Here is a 17,892-nt window from a genome sequence, read left to right on the forward strand (position 1 = left end):
CCCCGGGATAACGTCCCGGGGTTCCTTTTTTCAGAATGATCAAACCAAAATCAATCCGGCAATGCATAGGCGATTACATAGTCGCCACGATCAGGCGACTGGCGTGCGCCGCCGGCCGAGATAACCACATATTGCTTGCCGGTCTTCGGAGACTTGTAGCTCATCGGACCTCCCTGGCTGCCGACCGGAAGGCGGGCCTTCCAGACTTCCTTGCCGGTCGCCGTATCGAAGGCGCGCAGATAATAATCCTGCGTGCCGGCGATGAAGACGAGACCGCCCTGCGTGGCGAGCGTGCCGCCGAGCGTCGGCATGCCGATCGGGATCGGCAGGCCCATCTTGATGCCGAGAGGCCCGGTATCCTCGACGGTACCAACAGGCACCTGCCACTTGATCTTCTGGGTCTTCATGTCGATCGCGGTCATCGTGCCATAGGGCGGAGCCTGGCAAGGAATGCCGAGAACCGAAAGGAAACGGTTCTTGTCGACGGCATAGGGCGTACCCTTCATAGGCACGAGGCCCATGCCGGTATTGACGCTTTCGCCGCCGCTTGCCGTTGCCTTGCTGGGTGCGGCTTCCTTCATCTGAATCCAGAGGCCGAGGCGCATGTCATTGACGAAAATGGTGTTCGTCGTCGGGTCAGTCGAAAGACCGCCCCAGTTCATGCCGCCGAGCGAACCCGGGAATGACAGGGAGAGGTCCGTACCCGGCGCTGTATAGAGCCCCTCGTAGCGCATTCCCTTGAAGGCAATACGGCAAAGAAGCTGGTCGAACGGGGTTGCACCCCACATATCCGCTTCCGTCAGGGTCTGCGCCCCGATCTCGGGCATGCCGACCGAGCGCGGCTGTGTCGGCGCATAGGGCTCGTTCGGAATATTGGCGGGTTTGACCGGAACTTCTTCAACCTTCGTCAGCGGCTGGCCGGTCGCCCGGTCGAGAACATAGATCTGCGCCGCCTTGGTGCCGAAGACCAGTGCCGGAACAGTCGTTCCATCCGCTTTCGGGAAATCGATGAAGCTTGGCTGCATCGGCACGTCGAAGTCCCAGAGGTCGTTATGAACCGTCTGGTAGACCCATTTTTCCCGACCGGTAGTGGCATCGAGCGCCAGCATCGAAGCACCATATTTATGGTCGAGCGGCGTGCGCGTCGCGCCATACAAGTCCACCGAAGGGCTGCCGACCGGCATGAAGACGGTGTTCAGCTCCGGATCGTAGGACATGGACGCCCAGACGTTGGGCGTGGAACGCGTGTAGGTCTGCCCTTCGGGCGGCAGTCCGGTGATATCAGGATTACCGGGGTCGAAGGCCCAGCGAAGCGCGCCCGTCACCACATCGAAACCGCGCATAACACCGCCGGGCATATCCACCTGTACGTTGTCGGCGATACGGCCGCCGACCACGACGGTCGTTCCCGCCAGTGTAGGGGCCGAGGTCAGCACATATTGCGGGTCCGGCGCATTACCGAGACCGATCTTCAGATCGACACGGCCATTGGTGCCGAAGTCAGGGCAGAACGCGCCGGTGTCGGCATCAAGCGCAATCAGTTCCGCATTGATGGTGTTCATCAGAATACGGCGCTGGCAAAGCGCGCCTTCAGCCACGATTGCCGGGGTAACCGGCGTGGAACCTGGTGCGGTCGGTTGCTTCAGCGGCGCCTTGGCGTCGAAATAGGCAAGACCGCGGCAGCGCATCCAGACGGAGGATTTCGCGTTGATTTCCGTCTTCCATTTCTCAGCGCCGGTATCGGCATCGAGAGCGATGACATTATTGTGCGGCGTGCAAAGGAACACGGTGTCGCCAACCTGCAGCGGCGTTTCCTGATCTTCCGCACCATTCGCGCCGGGGCTGATCGGGGTGTCGCCGGTATGGTAAGTCCATGCGACTTCGAGGTTCTTGACGTTGTCACGGGTGATTTCGTCGAGCGCGACAAAGCGGCTGCCGCCGGATGTATTGCCGTAATGCTCCCAGTTCTTCTGCTCGGTTTCCGGGGTTACCGGCGTCAGCGCGGCCGCCTCACCATTGAAGGCGACGGTCGGATGCGGCACGAACATGCCGGCAAAACCTGCACCGGAAGCGATGGCGAGAATGGCGGCAATGGCAAAGGAAGTGCCATATGCCGGGGCCTTGCCTGCCGCACGGCGCAAAAGCGGATAGGAGAGCGCAACGACCGTGGCGCCGACACCTATCGCCAGAAGGCGGGAAATGAGCGGCCAGAAGTGCAATCCGGCTTCCCACACCGCCCAGGCGCCGGTGAGGACGACGACAAGGCCGAAGAGAAGCGCGCCGGCAGGCTTGCGCAACAGGATGAGCAGGCCGGAGACGATCAACGCGATGCCCGCCGCAATGAAGTAAAGGCTGCCGCCGAGGGCCGCGAGCTGGCCGCCGCCAATGGCGAAGAACAGGCCTGCGGCAATGATGACCGCGCCGAGCACCAACAGCCATAATCTGGCTGGGAGCGATAGTGAAGTTGCTGGATTACCCATGAAAGAATGTCCGGTTAGAAGAGCCGCCAAAAAGGCTGAAGCCCGATGATCGTTCAGTGTCCGGCAAAGCCGGGACAGTTCGCGGCCATTGCGGCCAGGCGAAGATGCGCCGGAGGCGGCGCGGCTGAACGGGGAACAATGGTGGGGAAGACTTCCGTCGTGACTGTCATTTTGACCCATTCACTGCAGGTAACCGCCGACCCCATGGACGGCGGACAAGGTGCTTGAACAAATCCTCCCCGGTTCGCATCGCCAATGCCCGCATAAGCGGCAAAGACGACCGAAACACTGGCTGCGGTATAACGTCGCCTGTGACAAGATGACAATGCGCATGGCGGGCAATTTTGATAAGCTACACTTATATCACACCAAACCCGACAACACAAAGACCTGTCCGCCGATGGATATTCGCCAACTCACAATATTCGTGGAAGCCGCAAGAGCCAGAAACTTTCGCGCCGCCGCCCTGCAGCTCGGCATCGCCCAGCCTGCCGTGACCCAGCGCATCCGCCAGCTGGAGGAAAATCTGGGCTTCAAGCTTTTTCACCGCATCAATCGCGGTGTGGAACTCACGCCTGCCGGCCAATCCATGCTCATCGAGGCGGAGGAAATCCTTGCCCGCACCAAAGGCGCGCTGGAAAAGGCGCAGCAGATCAGGCGCGGCCAGCTCGGAACGTTGCGCATCGGTTACGGCACCAGTGTCATGGCGGAGCGCAAACTGCCAGCGCTGATTACCCGCTATGGCGACGAACACCCTGATGTGACGCTTGAACTGTTGCCCGGCATGACGATGGAACAACTGATCGAGCAGGTGGCGACCCGCAAGACCGACGTTGCCTTCATTCGCGCCCCTCTTCCCTCGCTGCCGCAGACCTTGCGCGCCATGCCCTTTGATCGCTCGAAACTTTGCGTCGCCTTGCCGGAACGGCACGCACTCGCCCACCGCTCGCGGATTTCGGTCGGCGATATCGTGCGCGAAAAACTGCTGTTGCCGGTTGACGAGATTGGCCTTGGCCTCAGCAGCAGCGCGCTTTCGCTTTTCGAGGATGCCGGCTGCACGCCGGAAATCGGCATGCGTATCGCCAACGTCAATACGATCCTAGCACTCGTGGAGGCGGGTGCGGGCATTTCCATCCTGCCGGAAACCACCGTGCGTTCCGCAAGGGGCATTGCCGGCGTGCCACTGGAGAGCGCGGATGCGTGGTCCGATTGTGTGCTGGTCGTCAGGCGCGGCGCCCTCGCCCTGCATGTCGAAGCCTTCGTGAACATGGCCCGTCATGCCTATCGGCCGAGCCTCTGACACGAAAGACAGGAATTAATCGATTGAATCGGCCACAAATTTCATCACGCTTAAATTTGCTGCACTGAACAACATTCAAGGCTTGGCAGGCGCGCGAAAAATACAATAACAACGGCGGATATTTTTACACTATTATCGACAGGAAAGCACGCTCAGCCCATGTCCGACACGACGAAACCCGCCAGCACAAGAACATCGGTTACGGATCAGGAAGCCCTGGATTTCCACGCGGAAGGCAGACCGGGGAAACTGGAAATCACCCCGACCAAACCGATGGCGACGCAGCGGGATCTGTCGCTTGCCTATTCGCCTGGCGTGGCCGTGCCGGTGAAAGCCATCGCCGAAAATCCGGCGACCGCTTACGACTACACCACGCGCGGCAACATGGTGGCGGTCATCTCCAACGGCACGGCCATCCTCGGTCTCGGCAATCTCGGCGCGCTCGCCTCCAAGCCGGTCATGGAAGGCAAGTCGGTGCTGTTCAAGCGCTTCGCCGATGTCGATTCCATCGATCTCGAGGTCGACACCGAAGACGCCGATGAGTTCATCAATTGCGTGCGTTACCTCGGCCCCTCCTTCGGCGGCATTAATCTGGAAGACATCAAGGCGCCGGAATGTTTCATCATCGAAAGCCGCCTGCGCGAACTGATGGATATTCCCGTTTTCCATGACGACCAGCACGGCACCGCCATCATCGCCGCCGCCGGCCTCATCAACGCCATCGAACTGACCGGGCGTGACTTCAAAACCACGAAGCTCGTCTGCAACGGCGCGGGTGCTGCGGCAATCGCCTGCATGGACCTCATCAAGGCCATGGGTTTCAACCCTGAAAACATCACGCTCTGCGACACCAAGGGCGTGATCTACCAGGGCCGCACCGAAGGCATGAACCAGTGGAAATCCGCCCACGCGGTGAAAACCAGCAACCGCACGCTGGCCGAAGCCATGAAGGGTGCGGATGTGGTGTTCGGCCTGTCGCAGAAGGGCGCTTTCAGCGAAGAGATGATCCGCTCCATGGCGCCGAAACCGATCATTTTCGCCATGGCCAATCCGGATCCCGAAATCACCCCCGAGGAAGTCTCACGCATTCGCGACGACGCCATCATGGCGACGGGCCGTTCGGATTACCCGAACCAGGTCAACAATGTCCTCGGCTTCCCCTATATCTTCCGCGGTGCGCTCGATGTTCGCGCCAGCCAGATCAACGACGCGATGAAGATCGCTGCCGCACAGGCGCTGGCGGACCTCGCCCGCGAAGATGTGCCTGACGATGTGGCCGCCGCCTATCAGGGCAACCGCCCGCGCTTCGGATCGCAATACATCATTCCGGTTCCCTTCGATCCGCGTCTGATCTCGGCCATTCCGGTGGCTGTCGCCAAGGCTGCCATTGAAACCGGCGTCGCCCGCCGGGAACTGCCCGATCTCGACGCCTATGCCCGCGAGCTTTCCGCCCGCCGCGACCCGATGGCATCGACCACGCAGCGCCTTTACGAGCGCGTGCGCCGCTCTCCGAAACGGGTCGTTTTTGCGGAAGCCGAAGAAGAACAGGTCATGCGCGCGGCGATTTCCTTCACTGCGCAGGGCCTCGGCACCGCCATCCTGCTCGGCCGTGACGATATCATCAAGGCCAATGCGGAGCGCGCCGGCATCGATCTCGACCGCGCCAATATCGAGATCACCAACGCCCGCCTCTCCAGCCGCGTCGATGCCTATGTCGATTATCTCTATGCGCGTCTGCAGCGCGGCGGTTTCCTGCTGCGTGACGTGCAGCGCCTGGTCCACAACGACCGCAACCATTTCGCGGCCTGCATGGTGGCGATGGGTGATGCGGACGCGGTAGTGACGGGCGTTACCCGCAACTATTCGACGGCGCTCGAGGATATCCGCCGCTGCATCAACACCAAGCCCGGCCACCGCGTCATCGGCGTTTCGCTGGTCGTTTCGCGCAACCGCACCGTCTTCGTGGCCGATACCGCCGTGCATGACATGCCGAATGCGGAGGACCTTGCCGACATTGCCGAAGAAGCAGCCCACCTTGCGCGGCGTTTCGGCTACGAGCCGCGCGTTGCCATGCTTGCCTATTCCACTTTCGGCCAGCCGACCGGCGAACGCTCAGACAAGGTGCGTGAGGCCGTGAAAATCCTCGACAAGCGCAATGTCAATTTCGAGGTCGATGGCGAGATGTCGGCCGATGTGGCGCTCAACCATCACCGCATGCAGAGCCAGTATCCTTTCGCGCGCCTTTCCGGCCCGGCCAATGTGCTGGTCATGCCCGCCATCCATTCCGCCTCCATCTCCACCAAGATGCTGCAGGAACTGGGCGGCGCGACCGTCATCGGCCCGCTTCTTGTCGGCCTCGACAAGTCGGTGCAGATCACCTCGATGGGCGCGAAGGACAGCGATATCGTCAACATGGCGGCAATCGCGGCCTATAACGCCGGTCGTTGAGACAGGCTGGGACGTTGCAGCACGTTTCTTCTCCCCGGCGGGGAGAAGAAACAAGCCGGATGCGCTCGCTCCGCATATGGCCATCCGGTCCTCAGCAACATCTGGATTACTCTCCCGCCCCATGGCAGGACACGAAGCGGCGGGACAAAGAACAGGATTCTACGATTTCCGGTTATTAGGATATTTTTTCCGCTGAAAGACTTTCTTGGAACCGATTTCTATTCATAGTATTTTTTGCGCAATGCCAATTCTCGCTCTTGGCGGGTGCCTCATGTAGTTTCCACCTACAATCAAAAGGAAATACCCATGGCCCTTTCTTTCTCCAGATTTGCCGCAAAACTCATCGCCGGAACCGTCGTCATCGCTTCGATGGCAACCGCCGCTCACGCGGATGCAACGCTCGACCGGATCAAGGGTCGCGGCAAGCTCACCGTCGGCGTCATCCTCTCCGGCGCGCCTTTCGGCTTTATCGATCCGAAGACGCAGGAGCAGAAGGGTCTCAACATCGACGTCGCCAAGGCGCTGGCCGCCGGTCTCGGCGTCGAACTGGTGACTGAGACCGTGACGCCGCCCAACCGCGTGCAGTTCCTGCAGCAGGGCAAGGTCGATATTCTGATCGCCAACATGCAGTACACCGAAGAGCGCGCCAAAACGCTCGATTATGTGCCCACCCCCTATGACCGCCAGGGCGGCGCCGCAATCGGCCGCAAGGACAGTGGCATCAAGGACTGGCCGGACCTGAAGGGCAAGATCGCCTGCGTTTCGCAAGGTTCCAACTACACGCAGCCGCTGATCGAACAATATGGCGCACAGGTAAAGGCGCTGCCGAGCCAGCCAGAATCGCTTCTGGCGCTGAAGGGCGGCAATTGCGATGTTTCCGTACACGTCAACGGTACGCTGAGCCTGATGCTTCAGGACCGCGCCGACGAGTGGAAAGATTACGGCATCCTGATCCCGACCGACCTCATCCCGTCGGATTCCGTCATCTGGCTGCGCAAGGGCGAGGCCGACACGCAGGCCGCTCTCGACAAGATTGTCAAGGAACTGCACGCTTCCGGCAAGATGATCGAATTCGCCAAGGCCAACCGCCTGCCCAGCATCGGTTATATGGAAGAGCAGAAGAAGAAGCTCTCCGCCGCGCAATAAGGACCGGGGCAACCCCGCTCGGGTCTGGGTCCAGCGCGATCTAGTCCTTGACCACGAGAGTCTCCTTCGCGGCGCGGACGTGCCGCGGCTGGATGCCGGATCATCCCCGGGCTTGTTCCGGGGACCGGCATGACGGAAAGGGCGGCGGCTATCATCGCGATTTCCCCCAACCATCAAGAACGGCCGGTTTCGCCTGCCGTTCTTTTCTGCTTTATAACAAGGCAGGCCATTCTGGCGCCGCCCGCCGGACGGCACCCGCAATAACAGCATGGATTTCCGATGCAGGATTCATTTACAGCGCGCTTCATAGAACTGGCCGCGCATCTCGGCCTTAACTATGACTTTCTGAACAGCGGTTACGAGGTTCAGATCTGGCTCGACGGCATGAAGATGACGTTGATCCTCGTCGCCGTCACCTTGCCGCTCAGCCTCGTCTTCGGTTTCATTTTCGCAGCCATGCTGACATCAGGCAAAACCTGGCTTGCCGGCCCCGTCCGCGCCTATGTGGAACTGACGCGCAACACGCCGACGCTGGTGCAGCTGATGTGCGGCTTTCTCGTGCTTAACATGCTGATTTCCAACGTACTCGGCGGCGCACAGAACAATCCGCTGACACCCTTCTTCTGGGTCGTTGCCATTACCGGCCTGCACATTGCCGCTTTCCACGCGGAAGCCTTGCGCGGCGGTATCGAGGCGGTGCCGGCCACTACCATCGAGGCGGCCCGCGCGATTGGTTTCAGCTCCTTCGAGATTTTACGCTATGTGGAGTTTCCGCTGGCGATCCGTACAGCGCTGCCCTCCATCATCAATAACCTCGTCAATCTGGTGAAGCTCACCACTGTCGGCTCGGCAATTGCAGTGGGTGAAATCACCTATGCCTCGATCCTGATCTGGACGCAGCGCGACAATGTGGTCGAGCTGATGATCGTCATCCTCATCTTCTTCAGCGTCATCAATTTTATCGTCGCAAGGGCCGGTCTGTGGCTTGAACGGCGTCTTGCGGTTCCGGGGTTCGGTCAATGAGTGCGGTGGTTTCTCCAACACAGGCGGTAAAGAAGCCGCCCTTCGGCACCATTCTGCTGCTCGGCGTGGCGATATCAGTCATCCTGTGGCTGATCCTCGATCCCTCGCTCGGCCAGGTGCTGCTGCAATGGCTGCCCTATCTGGCCAAGGGTTTTGCCATGAACGTGCTGATCAGCATCCTGGCGATCGCCATCGGCACCTTCATCGGCGTCCTGCTCGGCATCATGGAGCTTGCGCCCTACCGTCTCGTGCGCGCGCCGGCGCTGACCTATGTTCAGATCTTCCGCAACGCCCCGCATCTGGTGCTGATCTTTGCCGCGACCTACATCTTCCCCTTCGAGATCGTCGCTTTCGGCAATTACATCCCGTTTCCGGACTGGATCAAGGCCGTGGTCGGCCTTGCCATTCCGGCCAGCGCCCATATCGCCGAAATCACCCGCGGCGCCATCCAGTCCATTCCGACCGCACAATGGGAAGCGGCGCAGGGGCTCGGCTTCTCGCGTAACCAGACACTGCGCTGGATCATCCTGCCGCAATGCGTGAAGCGCTCGCTGCCGCCATGGATGAACCTCTATGCGTCGATCACCATGGGTACGGCGCTCGCCTCGCTGGTCGGCGTGCATGAGCTTCTGCATGCCGCGACAGACGCCAGCACCGCCGTGCAGCGCAACGATTTTACCGTCGTGGTCTATCTCACTGTCCTGATGGCGTTCTTCCTGTTCTGCTATCCCGTCTCCCGTTTCACGCAGCGCCTCGAGCGGCGCTTCGCCTCCCGCTGATTGGAACAAGCCATGTCCGCACCCGCACCACAAACCGCCGCAAAAGCTCTGGTCGAACTGGAAGGCATACACCTGTCCTTCGGTGACAATCAGGTCCTGAAGGGCATCGACCTCACGGTCAACAAAGGCGACGCCGTCTCCATCATCGGCCCTTCCGGTTCCGGCAAGTCCACCATCCTGCGCTGCATCAACGGCCTGCTCATTCCGCAATCGGGCAAGATCACCGTCGGCGGCACCCGTGTCGACCAGCTGAAGACCGAGGCTGAACGCATCGCACTGCGCAAGCGTATCGGCATCGTTTTCCAGCAGTTCAATCTCTTCCCGCATCTGACTGTCATGGAAAACATCACCATCGCACCAATCAAGATTCTCGGCACGCCGAAGGCTGAAGCCGAGCGCCATGCCCGCGAATTGCTGGAGAAAGTGCGCCTCTCCCAAAAAGTCGATGCCTATCCCGGCCAGCTTTCCGGCGGCCAGCAGCAGCGCGTGGCGATTGCCCGGGCGCTGGCCATGCGGCCGGAACTGGTGCTCTTCGATGAGGTCACCTCCGCGCTCGACCCGGAAACCGTGGGCGAGGTGCTCGCCGTCATCCGTGATCTCGTCAATGACGGTATGACCAGCATTCTCGTCACCCACGAAATGCGTTTTGCCGAAGAAATCAGTGATAATATCGTCTTCACCGAAAACGGCCTGATCGTCGATCAGGGCACGCCGGAGCACATCTTCTACAGGTCGACCAATCCCCGCATCAACGCCTTCGTCAAGGGTCTCGGAGGACAGGTAGCGCGGGTCGCTGACGGCGAAGGGATCTGATGTCATGACCGCCGACGAGAAACTCACGCTTCATCTGGCCGAGGCCATCGCTGCCTCCGATCCGTTGCGCGACGACGAGGCGGTTGCCATCGCCCGCGCGGCGCTGATCGACTTTTTCGCCTGCGTGCTGGGCGGAGCTGCGGATAGAAGCACGAAAATCCTGATCGACAGCTTTACACCGGGCGCGTCAGGCACGTCGGGCATTATCGGCCATGATCTGCGCACGGATGCCTTTACCGCAGCCCTCATCAACGGCCACGCCGGGCATGTGCTTGACTATGACGACGTCCATGGCAGCGTGCGCGGCCACCCGACCGTCGCCATCATTCCCGCTTTGCTGGCTATCGCGGTCGAGGAAGGATCAACGGCGGATGCCTTCATCGCGGCCTATATCGTCGGGCTGGAAACCATGGCGCGTCTCGGCCTGTCGCTCGGGACCAAACACTACGAAAACGGCTTCCACGCCACCGCCACACTCGGCCCCATCGGCGCTGCGGCAGCAATTGCGCATATCCTGAAATTCGATCCTCAGACCACGGCCGTGGCGCTCGGCCTTGCCGCCACGCAATCGGCCGGACTTCGCCTGCAATTCGGTTATGACGCCAAGCCGCTGCATGCCGGGCTTGCCACGCGCGCCGGCCTCACCGCCGCGCGGCTGGCGCGATCCGGTTTTCAGGGCGCGCCGGATTTTCTGGAAAATCCCATCGGCTTTTATTCCGCTTTCGCCTTCGGTGCAGAACAGCCGAAACGCGTTCTCTCCGGCTGGGGCGCACCCTGGCAGATCGTCTCGCCCGGCCTCACCCTCAAGGCCTTTCCCTGCTGCACCGCGAGCCATCCCGTTGCCGTCGGTGCGCTGGCGCTCCGCAACAGCAATGGTCTGACACCGGATGAGGTCGAGGCGGTCACCATCACCTTCCCGCCCGGCGGTGATGCCGCGCTCGTTGGACCGGCCACGCCCACCACCGGCATCGATGCGCGCTTCAGCGCCGAATATGTCTTTGCCGCAGCACTGACGGATGGAGCACTCGGGATCGGCCATTTCGACGAGCACCCGACACGCGCCGACCTGCTTGCCCTTTCCGCCAAGATCTCACGCCGGCATGATGAGACCGCCCGCCGCCTCTCGCCCGATCCCACCACCCGTTTCGTGGTCGTCGACGTAACGAAGAAGGACGGCACGGTGCTCTCGCGCCGTGTCGACGGCCTCCCCGGCATTGATGACCCGACCGAAAAATTTGCCGACGCGACCGGCGGCAATGAAAAATTCGCCAGCATTCCGGCACTGGTGCGGTCCATGAAAACCGCAGCCGACCTCAGAAAGCTTGAAACGCTTCTGGTATCGCAAATATAACTCGACTGACATGAAGGCATGATCCCCATGACCACCACGACACGCAAAAGACAGATGCATCTCGGCCTTTTCCTGCAGGGCGCCGGGCACCACGTTTCCGGCTGGCGTCACCCCGACGCGGAGGCCGGCAGCGAGAATTTCGATCTGCTCACCCGTGTTACGAAAATGGCCGAGGCGGCGAAATTCGACATGGTATTCCTCGCCGACGGCCTCACCAGCGGCGTCGACGCCCATCCGTCAATGATCGCGCGTTTCGAGCCGCTGACCCTGCTTGCCGCGCTTGCCATGGTCACCGACAAGATCGGGCTGGCCGCCACAGCCTCCACCACCTATGGCGAGCCGTACCACACCGCCCGCGCCTTCGCTTCCATCGACCATCTGAGCCACGGCCGCGCGGCGTGGAACATCGTCACCACCTCATACGCCCGCACGGCGGCGAATTTTTCCAAGGACCATCCTGAGCATGACGAGCGTTATGCCGTGGCGGAAGAATATGTGAATGTGGTGCGCGGCCTCTGGGACAGCTGGGATGACGATGCTTTCGTCAAGGACAAGCAGGCAGGCCGTTACGTCGATCCGGAAAAGGTCCATATCCTCAACCACGAAGGCAAATATTTCACGGTCAAAGGGCCGCTCAATATTCCGCGTTCGCCGCAAGGCCACCCGGTTCTCATTCAGGCCGGCTCCTCCGGCCCGGGACAGGACCTCGCCGCCCGCACCGCCGACATCGTCTTCACCGCCCAGCAGGCTATTTCCGAAGCGCAGGCCTTCTACACCAGCCTCAAGGCGCGCGTGGAAAAATTCGGCCGCGATCCGGCCAGCGTCGCCGTGATGCCCGGCTTCATGCCGATCATCGGCAGAAGCTTTGAAGAGGCCGGTGAAAAGCTGAAGGAACTGAACCGGTGGACGGATATCAAAAGCGCCATGCCGCTGCTTGAAGAACGCATCGGCCACAGCCTTGCCGATTACGATCTCGATGGCCCGCTGCCGGATCTTCCGATTTCCGACCAGCTGCGCAGCCGCGCCGAACTTCTGACGGAACTGGCGCGCCGCGAAAAGCTGACGATCCGGGAACTGGCGCTGCGTGTCGCCGCCGGCCGCGGCCACCACATCGTCATGGGCACGGCGAAAGACGTGGCCGACCGCATGCAGCAATGGTTCGAAAACGGCGCCGCCGACGGTTTCAACGTCATGCCGCCCTTCTTCCCCGGCGGGCTGGAGGAATTCAACCGCGAGGTCGTGCCGCTCCTGCAGGAACGCGGCCTGTTCCGCAAGGACTACGAAGGCTTGACCCTGCGCGACCATCTCGGTATCACACGACCGGTTCTGCGGGGATAACCTTTGCGGATGCCCGATCAAAGGCATCCGCATCCACCAAATCTGGTTAGTGCCCCTAAGAGGACCTGGGCCCGATCTTTATGCCGCCCGCGCCGACGTCCGATCCCGCCGGGCGGTATTCGGAGACTCCGACCGGACGGAAGATCCGTCTTCGCGCTGCGTCGTGCGGCGGTTCAACTTGAACAGGCTGACAAGCTGCGCCAGCGCATCGGCACCCTGCGCCAGCGTGGTGCTGATCACGGTGGTGCGGGCGCTCATCGCCGCATTCTCCTGCGTCATCCGATCCAGCCGATTGACCGCCTTGTTAATCTCACTGATGCCGACAGCCTGTTCGTCCGCCGCCTTGGCGATCATGTCGACGTTGCCGTCAATGTGCCTGACCAGCGCGTCGATCTGCTTCAGCGCCGTGCCAGTCTCGCCCACCAACCGGACGCCTTCAAGAACCTCGGTGCCGGAATTGTTGATCAGCGCCTTGATTTCCTTTGCGGCATTGGCGGAACGTTGCGCCAGTTCGCGCACTTCCTGCGCCACCACGGCAAAACCTTTGCCCGCGTCGCCCGCACGCGCAGCTTCCACGCCGGCATTCAGTGCCAGCAGGTTGGTCTGGAAGGCGATTTCGTCAATCACGCCGATGATCTGGCTGATTTCACGCGATGCCGTCTCGATACGCTGCATCGCATCGACTGTCCGCTCCACGACCTCGGTGGAGGCCACGGTGGATGCCCGCGCGCTCTGAACAAGCTTGCGCGTCTCTTTCATATTCTCAGTCGAAGATCGGACCGTCGCGGTGATTTCTTCGAGCGCTGCCGACGTTTCCTCAAGCGCCACCGCCTGCTCGCGCGAGCGTTCGGCAAGATTGACGGAGGCTTCACTGACCTCCTGGCTGCTGCGGGTCAGGTCTCCGGTCTGGCCGAGAACATTTTCCAGCGTCTTCTGGAATTCCGCAATGGATTTATTGAAATCGCAACGCAGCCTTTCGAACTCGCCGACAAAAGGTTTGTCCAGCGTAATGCGGATATTGCATTGAGAAAGCCGCTCAAGCGCAGCACCAAGTTCTTCGACTGCGCGCATCCGGTCCGTCACATCGAAAGCAAATTTCACCACCTTGAAGACGCGGCCCCGATCATCAATGATCGGATTATAGGAAGCCTGAATGAAAACGCGTTTGCCATCCTTGCCAAGGCGCATGAACTGCCCGGTCGAGAAGTGGCCCTTTCCGAGTTCCTTCCAGAAATCCCGATAGTCCTGAGACTGGGCATAGGCCGGCTCGCAGAACATCTGATGATGCTTACCGATCAACTCTTCCGCCGTGTAACCGAGCGTCGCGAGGAAATTCTCGTTGGCGCTGAGGATTTTCCCGTCGGGCGTAAATTCGATCATGGCCTGCGCGCGGGAAAGCGCTGCCAGCTTGCCGTCATCCTCGGCGCTCTTGCGCTTGATCGCGGTGATGTCCGTTGCAATCTTGACCACCTTGTAAGGCTTACCGAAACGAAACACCGGATTGTAAGAGGCCTCAATCCAGATTTCGTCGCCATTCTTGGCCTGACGCCGGTACTGGCCCTGATCGTATTCGCCGCGCGACAACTTTGCCCAGAAGGCCTTGTATTCAGGCGAGGCCGCATCCTCGGAAGAAAGGAACATGCTGTGGGAGCGCCCAACGATTTCAGACTGCTGATAACCCACAGCCTTGCAGAAATTATCGTTCGCTTTCAAAATCTTGCCGGTCAGATCGAACTCGATGATGGCCTGCGAGCGGCTGAGCGCATCAAGCACCGCATAAGCGTCCAGACCGAGTTTAGAAAGGTGAGACATCTTTTTTGAACCCCCAACAGTAATCCATGTGCAGACCTCCTCCATCCCCGAGATATAAAGATGAAAAACGGTCGGTCCGCCTGCACGCGAAACTAGCCGGACACCGTTAAATAGCGATTAATGATGTTCCATAACTATCGATCCGGAGCCTGAATCGACTGCCGATATGCTTCACGGCGACTATATTCTCCTTGTCTATTTGGGACCGCTTATTTGCCACAGTGCTGATATTTCTGCGCCAGCGACACGATGCGGCCTTTCATCCGGGCGGCATTCATTGTTATGGCGGGGTTGAAAGATTTGTGTTGCAGGAGCGCCGATGACCAAAACCCTGAAATGCGATGTGCTGGTGATCGGCACCGGCATTATCGGTTCCATGGCGGCGCTTTATCTGCAGAATGCCGGACGCGAGGTCGTGCTTCTGGAGCGCGGCGAGGTTGCCCGGGGGGCGAGTTCCGGCAATGCCGGCATTCTGGCTTTCCCCGAAATCATACCCATTCCCGCTCCCGGCATCATAAAAAAAGCACCGCGCTGGTTGTTCGATCCGCTCGGCCCGCTCAGCGTGCCGCCTGCCTATGCGGCGAAGATCGCACCCTGGCTGTGGCGTTTCTGGCGCGCCAGCGCCGAGCGCAACTTCCGCCACGGGCTGAAATCGCTGACGGAAATCAACCGACTGGCGGCCATGGAAATGGCCCATATCGCCGCCATGCCGGAACTATCGCACCTCGTTTCAAAAACCGGGACGCTCGATCTTTACGACAGTGAGGCAAGCCTCAACGCCGCCCGCAAGGCCTGGGACGAAAAGGAAAACGCGGGCTTCACCTTTGAGCGCGTCGGCCGCAACGAAATCGAAGAGCTGCAACCGGGTCTCGCGCCGCAGTTCCGCCACGCCATATTCTCTACCGATGGCCTGCAGGTCTCCGACCCCTATGATTTCACCCGCGCTATTTTCGATCTGGTGATTGCCCGTGGCGCGAGCCTGCGCAAGGGTGAAGCCGAACGCATCGATGCCGTTGGCGAAAGCACGATCTTGACGCTCGAAAACGGCGACAAGATCGATGCCGACAAGGTGGTGATTGCCTGCGGCGCCTGGTCGAAAAAGCTTGCCGCGACGCTCGGCAACATCGTGCCGCTGGAAACCGAACGTGGCTACAACACCACCCTTCCCGCCAGCGCTTTCAACCTGACGCGGCAGCTTTACTTCAACGATCATGGCTTTGTCGTCACCCCGCTCGCGACGGGCATCCGTGTCGGCGGCGCGGTCGAACTTGGCGGGCTGGAACTGAAGCCGAATTTCCGCCGTGCAGAGGCGATGCTGAAGAAGGCTGGGCGTTTCCTGCCCGGACTGAAGCTGGAGGATGGAAAACAATGGATGGGTTTCCGCCCGTCGATGCCGGACTGTCTTCCCGTCATCGGCACGGCCCGTGCCACGCCCTCCGTCATCTATGCTTTCGGCCATGGCCATCTGGGGCTGACACAATCCGCAGCCACCGCCCGTCTGGTGACGCAGCTGGCCAGCGGCGAGGAAACGGCAATTTCGGTCGACCCATTCCGTCCGGGACGCTTCTCCTGAACGAAAGAGGCCGGTCTATTTTACCGGCTGCATGGAATCATCAGGAAATTCCACCTCGGCAAAGGACGGGTAGACCTTGCGCAGGATAGTCACCTGCTGCTGGTCGCTGACCCTCAACAGGTACCAGTCCGCACCATCCATCAGCGCCAGCGTGTGGGATTTCGCCTCGATCGTCTGGCCGCCGGTTTCCATCACCGTCTTCGTCCGAACGAGCGCATAGGGCGTTCCATCAGGCGTCTGCGCAAGAGTGATTGCCTGCGTATCCATGGTGAATTCGGTTATCTTGACCGCCGCAAGCGCCATCTGCATCTGCGTGGTCAAGGCGCCGCGCAATTGTTCCACGCTAACACCCGCGTCGCGTGCGATGAATTCAAAGATTTTCGGCGGCACGGTCCTGCCGACAAGCTCGAAATCCTGTGCATTCAAAGCCGTGCTGAACCGCTCAATCCGTGTGCGCAGGCTATCCTGCTCGGCAGGCGAAAGATCGCGCGACAATGCGGGATGCGCAATCGCCACCAGCAGAAACAGACAATAAAACAGACGCTTCATGGCTTGGCCTCTCCGGTTATCCGGCATCGCCCGGTTTCCGGGACGGAAACCGCTCATGAACGGGATTGTTCAGCGCAGCAGAAAGAAACCCGCGGCCGACAGCACCGCAAAGACGACCACACCGCCAAGGAAGCCGGCGGCGGTGAAGAAACCCGCGACCATGGCCAGCATCAGCACGCACAGCAACATGGTGCCATACTTCGTCAGGGCCAGAAAACCGTTATAGGTCTTTTCGTGCTCGGCGTAATTCATCTCGGCGCCAACTTCGACCGGACCCGTGTGGTGTTCGCTCATTCCGCTTCCCCTTTGCTCCATCCGTCATGCCCGTCGTACGGGGAAATCTGCCCGCGGACGATCACGGACCCATGCCGGATTCTCCGTAGCCAGAGGTAACATGAAGTCGCCGAAAAGCGCAATGCGTTCTGCGTGAAAGAGCGGCAACGGCATGCAGCACGACCGCTCAACCGGGCGAAACATGCCATAGGGCAACATTCTTTCGCAAACGGTTGAAAAGGGCACTCGGTCGAGCTGTTTCATGGCGGTTTTGGTTGCTTTTCGAACCGCCTGACCATACACGGGATTCTGTGGGGAGGAACTCTGGAGCCTGTGGCAGCGGAAGCACGTGGAGGCGTGGCTGCAGCAGGGATACCGGGCTTTGCTCTCCGCCATAAACCCGCAAAGGGCCCGAAAAGGGAAGAGGGGAAAGTTATATGAAGTCGCTTTTAAAATTAAGTGCGCTGATAGACCTTGCAAGCGAAGCGCTGGGCAAGGTCGCCGGTTATCTCGTGCTCATCTGCTGCCTCGTCAGCGCCGGCAACGCCATGGTCCGCTACGCCCTGAACTACAGTTCAAACGGCTGGCTGGAAATCCAGTGGTACATGTTCGCCTTCATCGTGCTGATCGGCGCATCCTATACGCTGCGCATGAACGAACATGTGCGAGTGGACATCATTTATGGCGCGATTTCGCCGCGCAGCCGCATCTGGGTGGATATTATCGGCATCGTGCTGTTCCTGTTGCCCGGCTGCTTTTACCTCGCCTGGCTTTCCTGGCCCATGTTCGCCCTGTCCTGGCATCAGAACGAAATGTCCTCCAATGCCGGCGGTCTTATCCGCTGGCCGGTGAAATTCATCATTTTCGCCGGTTTCGCTCTTCTGGTTCTTCAGGGTTTTTCCGAACTCATCAAGCGCATAGGGGCCCTTAACGGGCTTTATGCGCTCGATACGAAGTACGAAAAACCCCTGCAATGATCACACCGATCTGAACCTTCAGGATATTTC

14 protein-coding genes are annotated in these 17,892 nt (G+C 60.3%); 10 read left to right on the forward strand and 4 right to left on the reverse strand.

What is annotated here, in order from left to right; genetic code table 11:
- Positions 1 to 50: 50 nt before the first annotated feature.
- Positions 51 to 2,480 carry a glucose/quinate/shikimate family membrane-bound PQQ-dependent dehydrogenase gene (locus V6R85_RS10695; protein WP_112958601.1) on the reverse strand — a complete coding sequence of 810 codons (2,430 nt, stop codon included), beginning with the start codon at positions 2,478 to 2,480 and terminating at the stop codon, positions 51 to 53.
- 325 nt (positions 2,481 to 2,805) lie between these two features.
- On the opposite strand from V6R85_RS10695, the gene V6R85_RS10700 reads away from it, so the two are divergent.
- The 8 genes from V6R85_RS10700 to V6R85_RS10735 all read left to right on the forward strand — a co-directional run bounded on the left by V6R85_RS10700 (position 2,806) and on the right by V6R85_RS10735 (position 12,678).
- A complete protein-coding gene (locus tag V6R85_RS10700; RefSeq protein WP_162692728.1) occupies positions 2,806 to 3,780 on the forward strand; it encodes a LysR family transcriptional regulator in 975 nt (324 codons plus the stop codon).
- A 159-nt stretch (positions 3,781 to 3,939) separates the two neighbouring features.
- Positions 3,940 to 6,228, forward strand: a complete 2,289-nt coding sequence (locus V6R85_RS10705; RefSeq protein ID WP_003510306.1) for an NADP-dependent malic enzyme — start codon at positions 3,940 to 3,942, stop codon at positions 6,226 to 6,228.
- A gap of 306 nt (positions 6,229 to 6,534) precedes the next feature.
- Complete coding sequence (locus V6R85_RS10710) at positions 6,535 to 7,374, forward strand: transporter substrate-binding domain-containing protein (protein WP_003510308.1); 840 nt, start codon at positions 6,535 to 6,537, stop codon at positions 7,372 to 7,374.
- A gap of 279 nt (positions 7,375 to 7,653) precedes the next feature.
- Positions 7,654 to 8,397, forward strand: a complete 744-nt coding sequence (locus tag V6R85_RS10715) for an amino acid ABC transporter permease (protein WP_003510310.1) — start codon at positions 7,654 to 7,656, stop codon at positions 8,395 to 8,397.
- Complete coding sequence (locus tag V6R85_RS10720; protein WP_020811963.1) at positions 8,394 to 9,176, forward strand: amino acid ABC transporter permease; 783 nt, start codon at positions 8,394 to 8,396, stop codon at positions 9,174 to 9,176. Before V6R85_RS10715 ends, V6R85_RS10720 begins: the two co-directional genes overlap by 4 nt.
- A 12-nt stretch (positions 9,177 to 9,188) precedes the next feature.
- Entirely contained in the window at positions 9,189 to 9,989 is an 801-nt protein-coding gene (locus tag V6R85_RS10725) for an amino acid ABC transporter ATP-binding protein (RefSeq protein WP_003510314.1), read from the forward strand.
- Positions 9,990 to 9,993: 4 nt separating this feature from the next.
- Positions 9,994 to 11,340 (forward strand): MmgE/PrpD family protein, encoded by a 1,347-nt coding sequence (locus V6R85_RS10730; RefSeq protein WP_112958600.1) that lies wholly within the window; start codon positions 9,994 to 9,996, stop codon positions 11,338 to 11,340.
- Between the two features lie 18 nt (positions 11,341 to 11,358).
- Positions 11,359 to 12,678, forward strand: coding sequence for an LLM class flavin-dependent oxidoreductase (locus V6R85_RS10735; protein ID WP_060726904.1), 1,320 nt, complete (start codon positions 11,359 to 11,361; stop codon positions 12,676 to 12,678).
- A 78-nt stretch (positions 12,679 to 12,756) separates the two neighbouring features.
- Here V6R85_RS10735 and V6R85_RS10740 read toward each other — a convergent pair whose 3' ends face one another.
- Positions 12,757 to 14,490, reverse strand: coding sequence for a methyl-accepting chemotaxis protein (locus V6R85_RS10740; protein WP_112958599.1), 1,734 nt, complete (start codon positions 14,488 to 14,490; stop codon positions 12,757 to 12,759).
- Positions 14,491 to 14,809: 319 nt separating this feature from the next.
- Between V6R85_RS10740 and V6R85_RS10745 the strand changes: the two genes are divergently transcribed.
- Positions 14,810 to 16,063: an NAD(P)/FAD-dependent oxidoreductase gene (locus V6R85_RS10745; RefSeq protein ID WP_112958598.1), complete on the forward strand. Its 1,254-nt coding sequence runs from the start codon at positions 14,810 to 14,812 to the stop codon at positions 16,061 to 16,063.
- A gap of 15 nt (positions 16,064 to 16,078) precedes the next feature.
- Here V6R85_RS10745 and V6R85_RS10750 read toward each other — a convergent pair whose 3' ends face one another.
- Positions 16,079 to 16,612: a hypothetical protein gene (locus V6R85_RS10750; protein ID WP_174054792.1), complete on the reverse strand. Its 534-nt coding sequence runs from the start codon at positions 16,610 to 16,612 to the stop codon at positions 16,079 to 16,081.
- Positions 16,613 to 16,681: 69 nt separating this feature from the next.
- Complete coding sequence (locus V6R85_RS10755; protein ID WP_003510326.1) at positions 16,682 to 16,906, reverse strand: aa3-type cytochrome c oxidase subunit IV; 225 nt, start codon at positions 16,904 to 16,906, stop codon at positions 16,682 to 16,684.
- A gap of 416 nt (positions 16,907 to 17,322) precedes the next feature.
- Between V6R85_RS10755 and V6R85_RS10760 the strand changes: the two genes are divergently transcribed.
- Positions 17,323 to 17,862, forward strand: a complete 540-nt coding sequence (locus tag V6R85_RS10760) for a TRAP transporter small permease subunit (protein ID WP_087745654.1) — start codon at positions 17,323 to 17,325, stop codon at positions 17,860 to 17,862.
- The last annotated feature ends 30 nt before the right edge of the window (positions 17,863 to 17,892 follow it).

The sequence above is a fragment of the Agrobacterium sp. CCNWLW32 genome, from assembly GCF_037083425.1.
In the GTDB taxonomy this organism is placed as follows: Bacteria; Pseudomonadota; Alphaproteobacteria; order Rhizobiales; family Rhizobiaceae; genus Agrobacterium; species Agrobacterium radiobacter.